Source organism: Achromobacter sp. NPDC008082 (genome assembly GCF_042957345.1).
Lineage (GTDB): Bacteria > Pseudomonadota > Gammaproteobacteria > Burkholderiales > Burkholderiaceae_B > Achromobacter > Achromobacter kerstersii_A.
Genome location: NZ_JBIBIB010000001.1, coordinates 1,347,733 through 1,361,791 on the forward strand (window position 1 = coordinate 1,347,733; position 14,059 = coordinate 1,361,791).

Below are 14,059 nucleotides of genomic sequence, written 5' to 3' on the forward strand. Positions count from 1 at the left end.
AACCCCTGTATTTCAATATTCTGGAGAGTTACGCACATGCCTGTGCACGAAATCCGCCACCCGCTGATCCGCCATAAGCTCGGGATCATGCGTCGTGCAGACCTCAGCACGAAGAGCTTCCGTGAGTTGTCGCAGGAAGTGGGCGCGCTGCTTACTTACGAGGCGTCAAAGGATCTGCCGCTGGCGCCGACCACCGTGGAAGGCTGGTGCGGCCAGGTTCAAGTCGAGAAAATTGCGGGCAAAAAGGTCACGGTCGTGCCGATTTTGCGCGCGGGCATTGGCATGCTGGACGGCGTGCTCAGCCTGATTCCGGGCGCCAAGGTCAGCGTGGTGGGCGTGGCCCGCAATGAAGAAACGCTGGAAGCGCACACGTACCTGGAACGCCTGGTGGGCGAACTGGACCAGCGCCTGGCGCTGATCGTCGACCCGATGCTGGCCACCGGCGGCTCCATGGTGGCCGCTATCGATTTGCTCAAGCGCGCCGGCTGCAAGGAAATCCGCGCGCTGGTGCTGGTGGCGGCGCCGGTCGGTATCGACACCGTGCTGGCCAAGCACCCGGACGTGCATATTTATACGGCGTCCATCGATGACGGCTTGAACGAAAACGGCTACATCATGCCCGGCCTGGGCGATGCGGGCGACCGCATTTTCGGAACCACGCAAAAGACGGATTGAAAGGCATGGCCGGGGTGACGTTACGTTCCCCGGCCTTTTCATCAGCCGGTCAACGCCCTTCTACATGCTGCCCAAACCATTGGAGTTTCGGCGCCAGACCGGCAACCTCGCCCACGATCAGCAGTGCGGGCGAATGAATCCCATGTTCCGCCGCCAACCGGGGTAACGCCTCGAGCGTGCCGGACAGCACCCGCTGTTCCGGCCGGCTGCCGTTTTCGATCAACGCGAACGGCGTCTGCGCGGCGCGGCCGTGGCTCAGCAGCCTGCGCGTCAGCAGGTCCAACTGGCCCACACCCATATAGAACGCCAGCGTCTGCTTTTCTCGCGCCAGCGCGGGCCAATCCAGATTGTCTTCATCTTCCCGGCAATGCGCCGTGATCAGGCGCACCGATTGCGCGTGTTCGCGATGCGTGAGCGGAATGCCCGCATAGGCCGCACAGGCCAGTGCGGCGGTAATGCCCGGCACCACTTCATAACGCACGCCATGCGCGCGCAGATATTCCAGTTCTTCGCCGCCCCGGCCAAAAATAAACGCGTCGCCGCCTTTCAGCCGCACCACGCGTCGGCCGGCTTGCGCATGTTCCACCAGCAGCGCGTGGATGCGGGCCTGCGTGGCGTGGTGGTTTTCTCCGGGCAGCTTGCCCACCGGCACGCGGTCGGCATCGCGGCGCGCCAGCGACATGATGTCGTCGCTGACCAGGCGGTCATACAGAATGACGTCGGCTTCGTTCAGCGCGCGCAATGCCTTCAGGGTCAGCAGGCCGGGGTCGCCCGGGCCGGCGCCGACCAGCACAACGCTGCCGTCGGTAGGCGCGATGGGCGTGTCCAGCGCGTCAGACAATGCGGCTTCGGCCTGTGCGGGTTGCTGCTGGCGAAGAAAGCCGGCGACGGGGCCGTCCAGCAGCCAGTCGTAGAAGCGGCGGCGCGCGCCCAGATCCGGGTGGCTTGCGCGAATGCGCTTGCGGTAGGTGGCGGCCAGCGCGGCCAATTGGCCCAGCGTGTGGTCGAACAGCGATTCGATGCGTTCGCGGACGCGGCGCGCCAGCACAGGGGCCACGCCCGAGGACGAAATGGCCACGATGACGGGCGAGCGGTCAACAATGGACGGCACCTGAAAGGACGACAGTTCCGGGTCGTCCACCACATTGGCGAAGATGCGGCGCGCGCTGGCCGCGTCCGACACGGTGGCGTTGACGCTGCGGTCGTCCGTTGCCGCCACCACCAGCCAGACGTCGTCCAGCCAGGCCGGGTCGAAACGGCCGGGCAAGTGGCGGATACGTCCGTCCGCGGCAAGCGCCGTCAGGGCGGGCGTAAGTTCCGGCGCGCCTACGGCGACCTCTGCGGCGGCTTCCAGCAGGGCGAGCGTCTTGCGCTCAGCCACCGCGCCGCCGCCCACGACCAGCACCTGCCGATTTTTCAGATCGGCAAAAATCGGGAAAAGCTTCATCTCATCGCCGCCTCGGGTGTCCCCGGCAAAATATCACCCGATGATAGGGACGGGTTTACATCCCCACAACTTTTGATTTCACGAATCCATATTTCCAGAACTTATTTGACGGCGGGGCTCGGCGAACGCGCGTTTCGGACACGTTCCGACATACGCCGCCCGGTTTAACCGGTGTAGTATCAAACCGCCGTTCGCTCGGGCGGGCGGCGCTTTCCGGATATATGGAGTGGCTTGTGACGATGCGAAAAATGGCATCCCTGATTTTGGCGGCGGGCGCGTTGGGCGCGGCCGCGTCGGCGCAGGCCGGTGTTTGCGACGCGCAGTTCATGCATGACGGCGGTGCGGTGCAACTGACCGGCTCGGGCAACCTGTCCTTGGGCGCTGACTTGACCTTCGCCGAGGTTACAAAAAGCAATGGCGACAACTGCCGCGCACGGGTGCAAGGCGTTGCCACGTTCAGCTATGCAGGCCTGCCGCCGGGCAAGTCCAAGCTGGATTATTTGATGACGGTAAAGGGCGGCCAAGCCACCTTTTTGCGCTACGCGAATGCGGGCGAAGCGCCGCAACCTTCCGAAGGCCAGTTTGATTTGCGCATGCTGGGTTTGTTCGCCTACGACGGCAAACTCAACGCGGGTCAAAAGCTGCCCGGCTCGTCGTTCCGTTTGAAGATTGGCAAGGAAGCGCCCGTGGGCGGGCAGCCCAGCACCACCGTGCGCATCGGCGAAAAATCCGTGGGCCAGAAGAAGGCGGTGAATACGGCGCTGGGCAACCAGTCGTGCCACCCCATCACGTACACGCGCAACTCGGACCCCACCATGGCGACCTTCCAAGGTCTGACCATTCCGATCCCCGGCATGAACACGACCGTCACCGATTGGTATTGCCCCGCGGTAAATCTGGTGATGAAGCAAGACATAGATCAAGGCGGTGTAAAGTCAGCCGTTGAAATTACGCAGATCAAGTAGCACACAGTAGCAAGCGCGCCATGCTGCGGGCATGGCGGCTGGTATGATGATTTCGTCATAGACACACAACAGGAGCTCAAAAAATGGCCACGAGAAAATCCGAAGAAGTCGCAAAAGAAAAACTCATCGACAGTGTCAAGACCAGTTTGAATGACGCCGAAAACCTGCTGCGCGAAGCGGCCGGCACCACCGGCGACAAAGCAAACGAACTGCGTGACCGCGCCATGACCTCGCTCAAGCGCACGCGCGAAGCCCTCTACGAAGCCCAAGACGCCGTGCTGGAGCGTGGCCGCAAAGCCGCTCGCGCCACCGACGACTACGTGCACGACAATCCCTGGCAAGCCATCGGTATCGCAGGCGTGACCGGCCTGCTGCTCGGCTTGCTGATCAGCCGCCGCTGATAAGGCTTGGACGTCCGGGCGGGCCGCGCCGGCATCTTGCCGCGCTGCCCGCCCGGTGTCCTTCATGCCATGGGTCTACGAAAATCTGTTTTCGGCGTTGCGTCCAGCCTGGTCGGGTTGGTGCGCACGCGCCTCGAGTTGCTGGCGCTGGAAGCCGCCGACGAAAAGTCGCGCTTGCTTAAACTGCTGGGCATGGCATTTGCGGCGTTGCTGTTCTTGACGTTGGCGGTGCTGGTGTTCACGGTGACCGTCGCCGTATTGTTCTGGCCCACCGAAGACCGCTATCTGGCCCTGGGCCTGTTGGCTGGCTTCTACGGCATTGTCGGCGTGGGCTTGCTGGTGGCGGTGCGGCAAGGCCTGGTCTACGGCGCGCCGCCTTTTGCGGCCACGCTGGAAGAGCTGGGCCGGGATGCCGAATTGCTGGAACGCATCCGCGATGCCCAGGACGACGATCCCCCGCCCACGCGCCGACGCGAGGAGGACTGAACCATGTCGAAAAGGTCTCCTATCGTTGATCGCGCCGTGCGCATCGAATTGCTGCGCGCGCGCGCCGCCATCGAGCGCGAATCGCTGGCGCAGAACATTGTGATGACGGGGCACAAGCTGGAACCCGCATCCATCATCCGGGGCTTGCTGCCTCGGCTGGCTTCGGGTGGGGCTTCACGCTGGGCCTTGCAGGCCATCACGATGGCGCGCCGTTACCCGCTGGTGAGCTCGTCGTTGTCCACGTTGTTCATGCGTGGCGGCAACCGGTCCAAGGTGCTCAAGATTGCCGGGGGCGCATTGGTCGGCTGGCAGTTGTACAAGCTCTGGCAAAGCTCGCGGGACGACACGCAATAACGCGTGTCTTGCCGCAAGCGCTGCCAATAAAAAACCCCGCCCTTCAACTGACTGGCGGGGTTTTTCCTGGTGCGGGCCTATATTGGCCAATATTGATTACAGACCCAACTGCCCCCAGATGTCGTCCACGCGCTTTTTGACGTCGGCGTCCATCGTGATGGGGGTACCCCATTCCCGGTTCGTTTCACCCGGCCATTTGTTCGTGGCGTCCAGGCCCATCTTGCCGCCCAGGCCGGAGACCGGGGATGCAAAGTCCAGGTAGTCGATCGGCGTGTTTTCCACCAGCAGCGTGTCGCGCACCGGGTCCATGCGGGTGGTCATCGCCCACACCACTTCCTTCCAGTCGCGCGGGTTGATGTCTTCGTCCACCACCACGATGAACTTGGTGTACATGAACTGGCGCAGGATGCTCCACAGGCCGAACATGACGCGCTTGGCGTGCCCCGCGTACTGCTTGCGGATCGACACCACCGCCAGGCGGTAGCTGCACCCTTCGGGCGGCAGGTAGAAGTCCACGATTTCCGGCAACTGGCGGCGCAGCAGCGGCACGAACACTTCGTTCAGCGCTACGCCCAGCACGGCGGGTTCATCGGGCGGTTTGCCGGTGTAGGTGGAGTGATAGATGGGGTTGCGCCGCATCGTGATCCGCTCGACCGTGAAGACCGGAAACCAATCCTGCTCGTTGTAGTAGCCGGTGTGATCGCCGTAGGGGCCTTCCAGCGCCATTTCGTAGTCGCTGTTGGGCGGCGGGTTTACGCCATCCGGCACCACGGGCTTGATGGCGCGCGGGTCGGAAGACGGCAGCAGATGGCCTTCCAGCACGATTTCGGCCCAGGCCGGCACCGACAGATTGCTGCCCAGCGCCTGCGCCACTTCTGTGCGCGAACCGCGCAGCAGGCCGGCGAATTGATATTCGGACAGGCTGTCAGGCACCGGGGTGACGGCGCCCAGGGTAGTGGCCGGGTCGGCGCCCAGCGCCACGGCGATGGGAAACGGCGTGCCGGGGTTGGCCAGGGCGTGGTCACGGAAGTCCAGCGCGCCGCCGCGGTGCGACAGCCAGCGCATGATCAACTTGTTCGGCCCCAGCAATTGCTGGCGGTAGATGCCCAGGTTTTGGCGCTTGGCGTTGGGGCCGCGCGTGATCACCAGGCCCCAGGTCAGAAGCGGCGCCACGTCGCCGGGCCAGCAGGTTTGAATCGGCAGGCGGGTCAGGTCCACGTCCTTGCCTTCCCAGACCACTTCCTGGCAGGCCGGGCTTTTCACGTTCTTGGGGCTCATGTCCCACAACGCGGCCTTCAGCATCGACACCTTGGCCAGCGCATCGCGCAGGCCTTTGGGCGCTTCGGGTTCACGCAGCGACGCCAGCAGCTCGCCGATGTCGCGCAGCGCGCTGACGTTGTCGGCGCCCATGCCGCGGGCCACGCGCGACGGCGTGCCGAACAGATTCGTAAGCACCGGCATCTCGGCGGGCTTGCCGTCGTGCTGGGCTTTTTCAAACAGCAGGGCGGGGCCTTCGGCGCGCAGCACACGGTCGGAAATTTCCGTCATTTCCAGCCGGGTGGACACCGGCGCGCCGATGCGTTTGAGGTCGCCCATGCGTTCAAGTTGGGCGAGGAAGTCTCTAAGGTCGCGGTATTTCACTACAGATCCCAGCGATTTGGTTACATTTTGCGGAGAAAGAGAGGTTAACATTGACTCCCTCTTTTTCACGCAGGAGGTTTTTATGCCCGATGCGTCAGTGGCCAACCTGTTCAGGAATATGGCCCAAGGAGTGCACGAATATCTTGCCGAGTCCTTGCGTATCTGCTCAGTCTATCTGGGCATCGCGGTGATTGTGACGGTAAGCATGGGATTTGCCCTGCCTGGTTTGCGCGATCAGGCATTGCAAGTGCACAAAGCCTTGTTGACCGCCCTAGCGCCTTCATCCATGCAATCCGGCACCGAATCCGATGTCGGCTCCGAGTTGGGTTCCGACACTGCGTCGGCGATTGCCATGGCCGTTCCAACCGCTCCCGCCAGCAATGCCACCGGCATGCTGGGGCCGGCTCGCGTCGCGCCGCCCGTACCGAAGAAGCCCGCATTGGTGGCCACCGGTCCGCAAGCCGAAGCATTGCGCAACTATATCTCGCGCAAGTACAAGGTGGCCTATGACGCCACCGGTCCGCTCTTGAACACCGTGTACAAGGTCAGCCGCGAAAAGCAGCTGGACCCCTTGCTGGTGCTGGCCGTGATCGCCATCGAGTCCCGCTACAACCCGCTGGCTGAAAGCCACGTGGGTGCGCAGGGTCTCATGCAAGTCATGACCAGCGTGCACCAAGAGAAATTCGACGCGGTCGGCAAGACTGCGCTGGACCCGGTCGCCAATATTGGTGTCGGAGCCACGATCTTGCGCGACTGCATCAGCCGGCGCGGGTCTGTCGATGGCGGCCTGGCCTGCTACGTGGGTTCCACCGGGCCGGACGACAACGGCTACGGCGCGAAGGTGCAGGCTGAACGCCGGCGCCTGGCGCTGGCATCCGGGATAGCGCTGGCCAGGGATTAAGTCTCGATCCCGGCGCATGGCCCCGTCACGCGTCAACCCTGCTGCTGCAAGATCACATGTGGCTAGGCCGCATGCCGCAACGCCTCAAGGCGCGCTCCGTGGAGCGCGCCTTGTTTTTTAGGGCATTAACGCGTCATAGGGCATTAACGCGTCATAGGGCAATAACGCGTCATAGGGCATCAACGCGCCAGGAATTTCCCGATTCGCGCCACCGCCTCTTCCAACCGGTCCAGCCCGGTGGCGTACGAAAAGCGCATGGTGTGCGCGCCGTGGGCGGGGCCGAAGTCCACGCCCGGCACGGCCGCCACGCCCGCTTCCAGCAGCAGGCGCTGCGAGAACGTGTTGCTGTCCATGCCCTGGTTGCTGATGTCGGCGTAGATATAGAACGCGCCGTCGGGCTTGACCGGCACCTGGATGCCCAGGCGCTCGAATTCGGGCAGCAGGTAATCGCGGCGCTGCTTGAAGGCTTCGCGGCGGTGCTCAAACGTTTTCATGGCCTGTTCGGTAAAGCACGCCAGCGCGGCGTGCTGCGCCAGCGTGGGCGCGCAGATGGCCAGGCTGGCGGCAATCTTTTCTACCGGCGCCACCATGTCTTCAGGCACGATCATCCAGCCCAGGCGCCAGCCCGTCATATGGAAGTACTTCGAAAAGCTGTTGATGACGATGATGTCATCGTCCAGCGTCAGCGCCGAGCGCGGTTGGCCGTCATAAGACAGGCCCAGATAAATTTCGTCGACGATGGCGAAGCCGTCGCGGGCGCGCACGTGCGCCAACAGCTCGGCCAACTCGTCGTGGGCGATGCTGGTGCCAGTGGGGTTGCTGGGCGAGGCCACCATCACGCCTTGCGTGGCAGGCGTCCAGTGCTGGGCCACGTCCTGGGCCGACAGCTGGAAGCGCTTCTCGGCCGAACTTGGAATCAGGCGCGGCGCGCCGCCTGCGGCCAGCACGAAGTTGCTGTTGGCAGGGTAGGCCGGGTCCGGCATCAGGACTTCGCCGCCGCTATTGACCAGCGCCGCGCAGGCCAGCGTCAGCGCGCCCGATGCGCCGGCGGTGACGATGACGCGGGCCGGATTGATCTTGGCGCCGAACTGGTCGTGGTAGAACTGCGCAATGGCTTCGCGCAGCGCCGTAAGACCCGCGGGCGGGCTGTAGCCGCTAAGCCCGGCACGCGCCGCGCGCTCCAGCGCTTCCACCACTTGAGGGGGCGCGGTAAAGTCCGGTTCGCCAATGCCCAGGCTGATAATGTCCTTGCCCGCCGCTTGCAGCGCTTGCGCCTGCTTGAAGAGTTCGACCGCGTGAAAGGTCAGAAAATCATGAGTGCGAGTAGCTAAGCGGGGCATTGGATTCTCGAAAGCGTCTTGTAGCGAAAAAGGAATTGTAGTCATGCAGCCATCCCGGCGCGCCTTCCTGCTAGGCCGGCGGCCTGCCCAGACTCCGTGGGCAGCCTTCATGCAGCGTCTGAAGCTGCTTTGCCACGGGCAGGTTCAAGACCTGGGCGAAAACGGCCCCGGCGGGGCGCAAGCCATTTTGACGCCGACGCGCGACGCCGATGTCGCGCACGCGCGCGCCCTGTGCGCCGAGTACCGCATTGTGATGACGCTGGAGGGGGCGACGGGGCCTTACGCATCATCGTCCCGCCCGCGGCTGCGCATCGACCCTTCCGCATTGACAGGGCTGGCCCGCTTGGCGGGTGAGCCGCCGCGCTGGCGCGCCCAACCCGGCGTGCCGCTGGCCGCATTGGCCCAGGCCGGGCTGCGGCAATTCGCGGATTTCCCAGGCGCCATGACGCTGGCCGAATGGCTGGCGGCGCCCGCGCCTTGGCCTGCCGGGCGCTGCGCGGCCTCGGGCGTGCTGGCGGTGGATGTGATGTTCGCGGATGGCATTGAAGAAACGCTTGGCCCCTTTGGCGAGGCCGATGTGCAGCCGCTGCGCTCGGCCACCGTGCAAAGTCTGGTGCCCGCGCTGTTCCAGCTGGCCTCGGGCGGCGACGCCTTCGCCACGCACGATGGCTATCACTGGCTGGGCCGCTACCGCCTGGATGCCCTGAAACCCCTGGCCCCGGCCACCGTCAACCTGGCGCACCTGTTGCTGGGGCATGGCGGCACGCTGGCGTGGGTGCAAAGCGTGACATTGACGGATGCGCCGGCCTGGAACGAGACTGGCCCCGCGCCCGAAACCCCGGGGTTGGCGACCGTGCGGCTGGATGGGCGGGTGAAGGCGCTGTTCGACCCCGATGGTCGTTTTCCCTTATTCCTGCCTCGTGAAACCGAATAGAAATTCAGCTTGCTGTAAGATTTCGCCGCTCGTCCCCAATTAAGAGGGCAGTTCGCCGCGGACGTATCGCGCCGGCCGTCATGGGAATAGAATTCCTCCCTCTCCGTGTCTCACTTATTAGCTAGTAGCCGCCCCTATGGATGCCAACCTTCGCAAAGCCGCCCTTGAATATCACGAGCATGGGCGCCCCGGCAAAATCTCGGTCACGCCGACCAAGCAACTGACGAACCAGCGCGATCTGGCGTTGGCGTATTCGCCCGGCGTGGCGGCGGCCTGTGAGGAAATCGTGGCCGATCCGGCCAACGTGTTCCGCTACACGGCGCGCGGCAACCTGGTGGGCGTGATCACCAATGGCACGGCCGTGCTGGGCCTGGGCAATATCGGCGCGCTGGCGTCCAAGCCGGTGATGGAAGGCAAGGCGGTGCTGTTCAAGAAGTTCGCCGGCCTGGATGTTTTTGACATCGAAATCAACGAAACCGACCCGGACAAGCTGGTCGAGATCATCGCCGGCCTGGAAGCCACCTTCGGCGGCATCAACCTGGAAGACATCAAGGCCCCGGAATGCTTCACCGTTGAGCGCAAGCTTCGTGAACGCATGAAGATCCCGGTTTTCCACGACGACCAGCATGGCACCGCGATCTGTGTGTCGGCGGCCTTCATCAACGGCCTGAAGGTCGTGGGTAAAGACATCAAGAAGGTCAAGGTGGTGACGTCCGGCGCGGGCGCTGCCGCCTTGGCTTGCCTGGACCTGATGGTGGACTTGGGCCTGCCGCTGGAAAACATCTGGGTGACGGACATCGAAGGCGTGGTCTATGAAGGCCGCACCGTGCTGATGGACCCGGACAAAGCGCGCTTTGCGCAAAAGACGGATGCCCGCAAGCTGGCCGAAGTGATCCAGGACGCCGACGTGTTCCTGGGCCTGTCGGCAGGCGGCGTGCTGAAACCCGAGATGGTTGCCGCGATGGGCACGCGCCCGCTGATCCTGGCGCTGGCCAACCCGACGCCGGAAATCCTGCCGGAGCTGGCGCACTCGGTACGTGACGATGTAGTCATGGCCACGGGCCGTTCGGACTACCCGAACCAGGTCAATAACGTGCTGTGCTTCCCGTACATCTTCCGTGGCGCGCTGGATGTGGGCGCCACCACTATCACGCGTGAAATGGAAAAGGCGGCGGTGTACGCCATTGCCCAGCTCGCGCAGGAAGAGCAGAACGAAGTCGTCGCCGCGGCCTACGGCACGTTCGATATTTCGTTCGGCCCCGAATACCTGATCCCCAAACCGTTCGACCCGCGCCTGATCGTGCGTATCGCCCCTGCCGTGGCCAAGGCCGCGATGGACGGTGGCGTGGCCACGCGCCCGCTGGCGGACCTGGAGGCCTACGAAGAACAGTTGCAGCAGTTCGTGTACCACTCGGGCGCGTTCATGAAGCCGTTGTTCTCAGCCGCCAAGCGCATCGTGCGCGAGGGTGGCCCGGCCCGCATCGTGTTCGCGGAAGGTGAAGACGAACGCGTGCTGCGCGCCGTGCAGGTGGTGGTGGACGAAGGCCTGGCGCGCCCCATCCTGGTGGGCCGCCCGTCGGTGCTGCTGACCCGCATCGAAAAGCTGGGCTTGCGTCTGCGCCTGGGTGAAGACGTTGAAGTGACCAACCCGGAATACGACGAACGCTTCCATCAATACTGGACGACGTACTGGGAACGCATGTGCCGCCGCGGCATCACCAAGGAAATGGCGCGCGTGGAAATGCGCCGCCGCATGACCTTGATTGGCGCGATGATGGTGCACCTGGGCGATGCCGATGGCATGGTCTGCGGGTCAGTGGGCGCGTATCACGACCACCTGCGTTTTGTGGACGAAGTGATCGGCCGCCGCCCCGGCCACAACGTGTACGCCGCGATGAACATCCTGCTGCTCAACGAGCGCACGGTGGTGCTGGTGGACACGCACGTGAATGATGAACCGTCGGCCGAGCAGATCGCCGAATTCACGATCGCGGCCGCCAACGAAATGCGCCGCATGTACCTGGCGCCCAAGGTGGCGTTGCTGTCGCGGTCGAACTTCGGTTCGGGCAGCTCGGCCTCTGGCGCCAAGATGCGCCGCGCGCTGGAAATCGTGCGTGAAAAAGCGCCCGAACTTGAAATCGATGGCGAAATGCACGGCGACTGCGCGCTGGACGAAGCGCTGCGCATGCGCATCCTGCCGTCGTCCACGTTGAAGGGCGAAGCGAATCTGCTGGTGTGCCCGAACGTGGACTCCGGCAACATCGCCTACAACCTGCTCAAGACGGCAGCGGGCGGCAACGTGGCGGTGGGCCCGTTCCTGCTGGGCTGCAATGCGCCGGTGCACATCCTGACCTCCAGCTCGACCGTGCGCCGCATCGTCAACATGACCGCGATGACTGTGGTCGATGTCAACACGCCACGTTGAAGTCAGTCCCGCCGGCCCGGCGTGCCCACGCACGCCGACCGGTCTGGTCCTGACGGGCGGCGGCGCGCGAGCCGCCTATCAGGTCGGCGTGCTCAGCGCCATCATGGAGCTGCTGGACCCCGACTGGCATTCCCGATTCCAGAATCCCTTCGACATCATTTGCGGCACCTCCGCCGGCGCAATCAACGCCGCCGCGCTGGCATGCCGCGCCGACCGCCCGCACCTGGGCGTGCGCCGCATCCGCCGGCTATGGTCGTCGCTGAACACCGACATGATTTACCGCGCCGACGCGCCCGGCCTGATCCGCACCGGCGTGCGCTGGCTGGGCCTGCTGGCGCTGGGGTGGATGTATTCGGGGCTGACGCGCAAGCGCCCGCAATCGCTGCTGGACAACAGCCCCATGGAAGCCCTGCTGGGGCGGGTGCTGGACTTTGGCAACTTGCGGTCCAATCTTGAACGCGGTTCGCTGTCGGCGCTGGCGATTACCGCGTCGGGCTACACCAGCGGCGAGCATCTGACGTTCTACCAGGCGCACACGCCCATCGAACCGTGGCACCGTTATCTGCGGCTGGCCATTCCCACGCCGATCAGCATTGATCACCTGATGGCGTCGTCGTCGATTCCCTTCGTGTTTCCCGCCCGTCAGGTGCAGGTGCATGGCAAGGGCGAGTGGTGCGGTGATGGGTCCATGCGCCAGCTGGCCCCGATCAGCCCGGCCATCCACCTGGGGGCGCATCGGGTAATGGTGATTGGCACCGGTTTCCGTGACGACACCCATCCTGAACACCGGGCGGACTCCCCGCCGTATCCCTCTTTGGCCCAAGTGGGCGGGCATGCGCTGTCCAGCATTTTCCTGGATGGCTTGTCGGTAGACGTTGAGCGCCTGGAGCGCATCAATTACCTGATGGACCACGCCGCGCCGGATGGCGCGACCGTGAACGTGCGGCGCATCCAGGTGCTGACAATCACCCCCAGCCGGTCGCTGGACACGATGGCGCTGGAACACTTGCACGACATGCCTGCACAAGCCCGTGCTCTTTTTCGCGTACTCGGTGTATCGTCCGATCCACGCCGTCCAGGAGGCGGGGCCTTGATGTCCTATCTCTTGTTCGAATCCAGCTACACCAAGCGATTGATCGATCTGGGTTATGCCGATACGATGCAGCGTAACGACGAAGTGATCGCCTTTTTCAAGGAGGCTCAGGCATGACGCGCAATGGCCAATCTACGTTGCAGAAGCAGCTTCTGCGCGGCGGAGCGCTTCCTCATGAAGGGCTGGACAAGAAGGCCGTGGTCGATGCCTCCCACGAACTGGGCCTGTCCTTGTTCGTTGCCAATTGCGATCCGGCCAGAAGCCGTTCTGCGGTGCTGCGCGCCATCGTCAAGGCGGTGGACTTCCCCGAATACTTCGGCGGCAATCTCGATGCGCTCTATGACTGCCTGTGCGACACCGTGCTGGATCACAAGATTGGCGTCGTGCTGTGGCTGTACCGGCTGCATTCCGGCGACCCGATCTTGGAAGAAGACGCCGCCCGCATTGAGACGGTGTGTTCGGACGCAGCGGATTTCGCTCGCGAGAATGGGCGCATCTTTGCGTTTGTCATTGAACACGCAGGCAAGCATCCTGACCCGGAGCCCGGCATTGCGGCCGCGCCTTACGGCGAAAACGACTGACCGCTACCAGCCCAACGGCTGCTAGCCCAAGCGCTACCAGCCCAACGGCTACTCGTCCGCCCGCTACCAGCCCAGCAAGGCGCTGACAGCCGCTACCAGCGCCAGCCCGGCCGTTTCGGTCCGCAGCACACGCGGGCCGAATCGCACGGCCTGCACACCCGCTTGACGGGCAAGTTCCAATTCCTTGTCGGACCAGCCCCCTTCAGGCCCCACCAGCAAGGTCAGCGCCTGCAAGCCGGGCGTGGCGCGCAGGGCGCCGGCCAGGTCGTCGGTGGCCTCGGGGTGGCACAACAGCCGCGGGCCATCGGCAGGCAGCGCAAGCCAGTCGGCCAGCGACTGCGGCGCATCCACCGCCATCAAACGATTGCGGCCGCATTGCTCGGCGGCGGATTGCGCAATGCGCTGCCAGTGCGCCACGCGCTTATCCAGCCGGGGGCCAGACAATTGCAGCACGCTGCGTTGCGCGGCGATGGGGCTGACGCGCGCGGCGCCCAGTTCCACGGCTTTTTCCACCACCCAGTCCATCTTGTCGCCCGAAGGCAGGCCTTGCACGAGGGTGATGCGTCCGCCCAATTCAGCTTCGCGAGCGGTGAAATCACCCAGTTGAGCAAAGCCGGCCTTGCCTTCGACGTCCAGCACGGCGGGGTACTCGCCACCCTGGCCATTGAACAGCACGACGGTTTCACCGGCTTTTAAGCGCAGCACGCGCAGCGCGTGGTGCGCCAGCGCTTCGGGCAAGGCGATGCGGTTGCCGGCGGAAAGGGGGATGTCGCAAAAGAAGCGGGGGGCGGACATGGGGTTCTGGCGAAGAAGGGG

14 protein-coding genes are annotated in these 14,059 nt (G+C 64.2%); 10 read left to right on the forward strand and 4 right to left on the reverse strand.

Translation table 11 applies throughout. The annotated features are described in order from the left end of the window. Window positions 1-36 precede the first annotated feature (36 nt). Window positions 37-675: a uracil phosphoribosyltransferase gene (gene upp / locus ACFZAI_RS06020; protein ID WP_391566043.1), complete on the forward strand. Its 639-nt coding sequence runs from the start codon at window positions 37-39 to the stop codon at window positions 673-675. Window positions 676-724: 49 nt separating this feature from the next. Here upp and cysG read toward each other — a convergent pair whose 3' ends face one another. After that, complete coding sequence (cysG, locus tag ACFZAI_RS06025) at window positions 725-2,122, reverse strand: siroheme synthase CysG (RefSeq protein WP_391566044.1); 1,398 nt, start codon at window positions 2,120-2,122, stop codon at window positions 725-727. Window positions 2,123-2,361: 239 nt separating this feature from the next. Here cysG and ACFZAI_RS06030 point away from each other — a divergent pair, with 239 nt between their 5' ends. The 4 genes from ACFZAI_RS06030 to ACFZAI_RS06045 all read left to right on the forward strand — a co-directional run bounded on the left by ACFZAI_RS06030 (window position 2,362) and on the right by ACFZAI_RS06045 (window position 4,328). Then, window positions 2,362-3,087, forward strand: coding sequence for a hypothetical protein (locus tag ACFZAI_RS06030; protein ID WP_391566285.1), 726 nt, complete (start codon window positions 2,362-2,364; stop codon window positions 3,085-3,087). A gap of 83 nt (window positions 3,088-3,170) precedes the next feature. Continuing rightward, window positions 3,171-3,488 (forward strand): YqjD family protein, encoded by a 318-nt coding sequence (locus tag ACFZAI_RS06035; protein WP_006222726.1) that lies wholly within the window; start codon window positions 3,171-3,173, stop codon window positions 3,486-3,488. Window positions 3,489-3,557: 69 nt separating this feature from the next. Beyond that, window positions 3,558-3,974, forward strand: a complete 417-nt coding sequence (locus ACFZAI_RS06040; RefSeq protein ID WP_391566045.1) for a phage holin family protein — start codon at window positions 3,558-3,560, stop codon at window positions 3,972-3,974. 3 nt (window positions 3,975-3,977) lie between these two features. After that, window positions 3,978-4,328, forward strand: coding sequence for a hypothetical protein (locus ACFZAI_RS06045; protein ID WP_391566046.1), 351 nt, complete (start codon window positions 3,978-3,980; stop codon window positions 4,326-4,328). A gap of 96 nt (window positions 4,329-4,424) precedes the next feature. Here the strand turns inward: ACFZAI_RS06045 and ACFZAI_RS06050 are convergent, their stop codons facing one another. Next, window positions 4,425-5,969 carry a UbiD family decarboxylase gene (locus ACFZAI_RS06050; protein WP_391566047.1) on the reverse strand — a complete coding sequence of 515 codons (1,545 nt, stop codon included), beginning with the start codon at window positions 5,967-5,969 and terminating at the stop codon, window positions 4,425-4,427. Window positions 5,970-6,051: 82 nt separating this feature from the next. Here ACFZAI_RS06050 and ACFZAI_RS06055 point away from each other — a divergent pair, with 82 nt between their 5' ends. Continuing rightward, on the forward strand, window positions 6,052-6,870 hold the full coding sequence (locus ACFZAI_RS06055) for a transglycosylase SLT domain-containing protein (protein WP_391566048.1): 819 nt from the start codon (window positions 6,052-6,054) through the stop codon (window positions 6,868-6,870). 179 nt (window positions 6,871-7,049) lie between these two features. Here the strand turns inward: ACFZAI_RS06055 and ACFZAI_RS06060 are convergent, their stop codons facing one another. After that, the gene (locus ACFZAI_RS06060) at window positions 7,050-8,210 is read right to left on the reverse strand and encodes a pyridoxal phosphate-dependent aminotransferase (protein WP_391566049.1); all 1,161 of its coding nucleotides are present in this window, start codon (window positions 8,208-8,210) and stop codon (window positions 7,050-7,052) included. 43 nt (window positions 8,211-8,253) lie between these two features. Between ACFZAI_RS06060 and ACFZAI_RS06065 the strand changes: the two genes are divergently transcribed. The 4 genes from ACFZAI_RS06065 (at window position 8,254) to ACFZAI_RS06080 (ending at window position 13,243) form a co-directional block, all read left to right on the forward strand. Further along, the gene (locus tag ACFZAI_RS06065; protein WP_391566050.1) at window positions 8,254-9,144 is read left to right on the forward strand and encodes an FAD-binding protein; all 891 of its coding nucleotides are present in this window, start codon (window positions 8,254-8,256) and stop codon (window positions 9,142-9,144) included. 136 nt (window positions 9,145-9,280) lie between these two features. Beyond that, window positions 9,281-11,569, forward strand: coding sequence for an NADP-dependent malic enzyme (locus ACFZAI_RS06070; protein WP_391566051.1), 2,289 nt, complete (start codon window positions 9,281-9,283; stop codon window positions 11,567-11,569). Beyond that, complete coding sequence (locus tag ACFZAI_RS06075) at window positions 11,550-12,779, forward strand: patatin-like phospholipase family protein (protein WP_391566052.1); 1,230 nt, start codon at window positions 11,550-11,552, stop codon at window positions 12,777-12,779. The genes ACFZAI_RS06070 and ACFZAI_RS06075 overlap by 20 nt, the downstream gene beginning before the upstream one ends. Then, window positions 12,776-13,243 carry a barstar family protein gene (locus tag ACFZAI_RS06080; RefSeq protein WP_391566053.1) on the forward strand — a complete coding sequence of 156 codons (468 nt, stop codon included), beginning with the start codon at window positions 12,776-12,778 and terminating at the stop codon, window positions 13,241-13,243. Before ACFZAI_RS06075 ends, ACFZAI_RS06080 begins: the two co-directional genes overlap by 4 nt. A gap of 63 nt (window positions 13,244-13,306) precedes the next feature. On the opposite strand, the gene ACFZAI_RS06085 is transcribed toward ACFZAI_RS06080, so the two are convergent. Continuing rightward, window positions 13,307-14,038: a 16S rRNA (uracil(1498)-N(3))-methyltransferase gene (locus tag ACFZAI_RS06085; RefSeq protein WP_391566054.1), complete on the reverse strand. Its 732-nt coding sequence runs from the start codon at window positions 14,036-14,038 to the stop codon at window positions 13,307-13,309. Between the last annotated feature and the right edge of the window lie 21 nt (window positions 14,039-14,059).

Coding starts and splice junctions, on each gene's coding strand:
- upp (WP_391566043.1), top strand. CDS start 37: ATGCCTGTGCACGAAATCCGCCACCCGCTGATCCGCCATAAGCTCGGG.
- cysG (WP_391566044.1), bottom strand. CDS start 2,122: ATGAAGCTTTTCCCGATTTTTGCCGATCTGAAAAATCGGCAGGTGCTG.
- ACFZAI_RS06030 (WP_391566285.1), top strand. CDS start 2,362: ATGCGAAAAATGGCATCCCTGATTTTGGCGGCGGGCGCGTTGGGCGCG.
- ACFZAI_RS06035 (WP_006222726.1), top strand. CDS start 3,171: ATGGCCACGAGAAAATCCGAAGAAGTCGCAAAAGAAAAACTCATCGAC.
- ACFZAI_RS06040 (WP_391566045.1), top strand. CDS start 3,558: ATGGGTCTACGAAAATCTGTTTTCGGCGTTGCGTCCAGCCTGGTCGGG.
- ACFZAI_RS06045 (WP_391566046.1), top strand. CDS start 3,978: ATGTCGAAAAGGTCTCCTATCGTTGATCGCGCCGTGCGCATCGAATTG.
- ACFZAI_RS06055 (WP_391566048.1), top strand. CDS start 6,052: ATGCCCGATGCGTCAGTGGCCAACCTGTTCAGGAATATGGCCCAAGGA.
- ACFZAI_RS06060 (WP_391566049.1), bottom strand. CDS start 8,210: ATGCCCCGCTTAGCTACTCGCACTCATGATTTTCTGACCTTTCACGCG.
- ACFZAI_RS06065 (WP_391566050.1), top strand. CDS start 8,254: ATGCAGCCATCCCGGCGCGCCTTCCTGCTAGGCCGGCGGCCTGCCCAG.
- ACFZAI_RS06070 (WP_391566051.1), top strand. CDS start 9,281: ATGGATGCCAACCTTCGCAAAGCCGCCCTTGAATATCACGAGCATGGG.
- ACFZAI_RS06075 (WP_391566052.1), top strand. CDS start 11,550: ATGTCAACACGCCACGTTGAAGTCAGTCCCGCCGGCCCGGCGTGCCCA.
- ACFZAI_RS06080 (WP_391566053.1), top strand. CDS start 12,776: ATGACGCGCAATGGCCAATCTACGTTGCAGAAGCAGCTTCTGCGCGGC.
- ACFZAI_RS06085 (WP_391566054.1), bottom strand. CDS start 14,038: ATGTCCGCCCCCCGCTTCTTTTGCGACATCCCCCTTTCCGCCGGCAAC.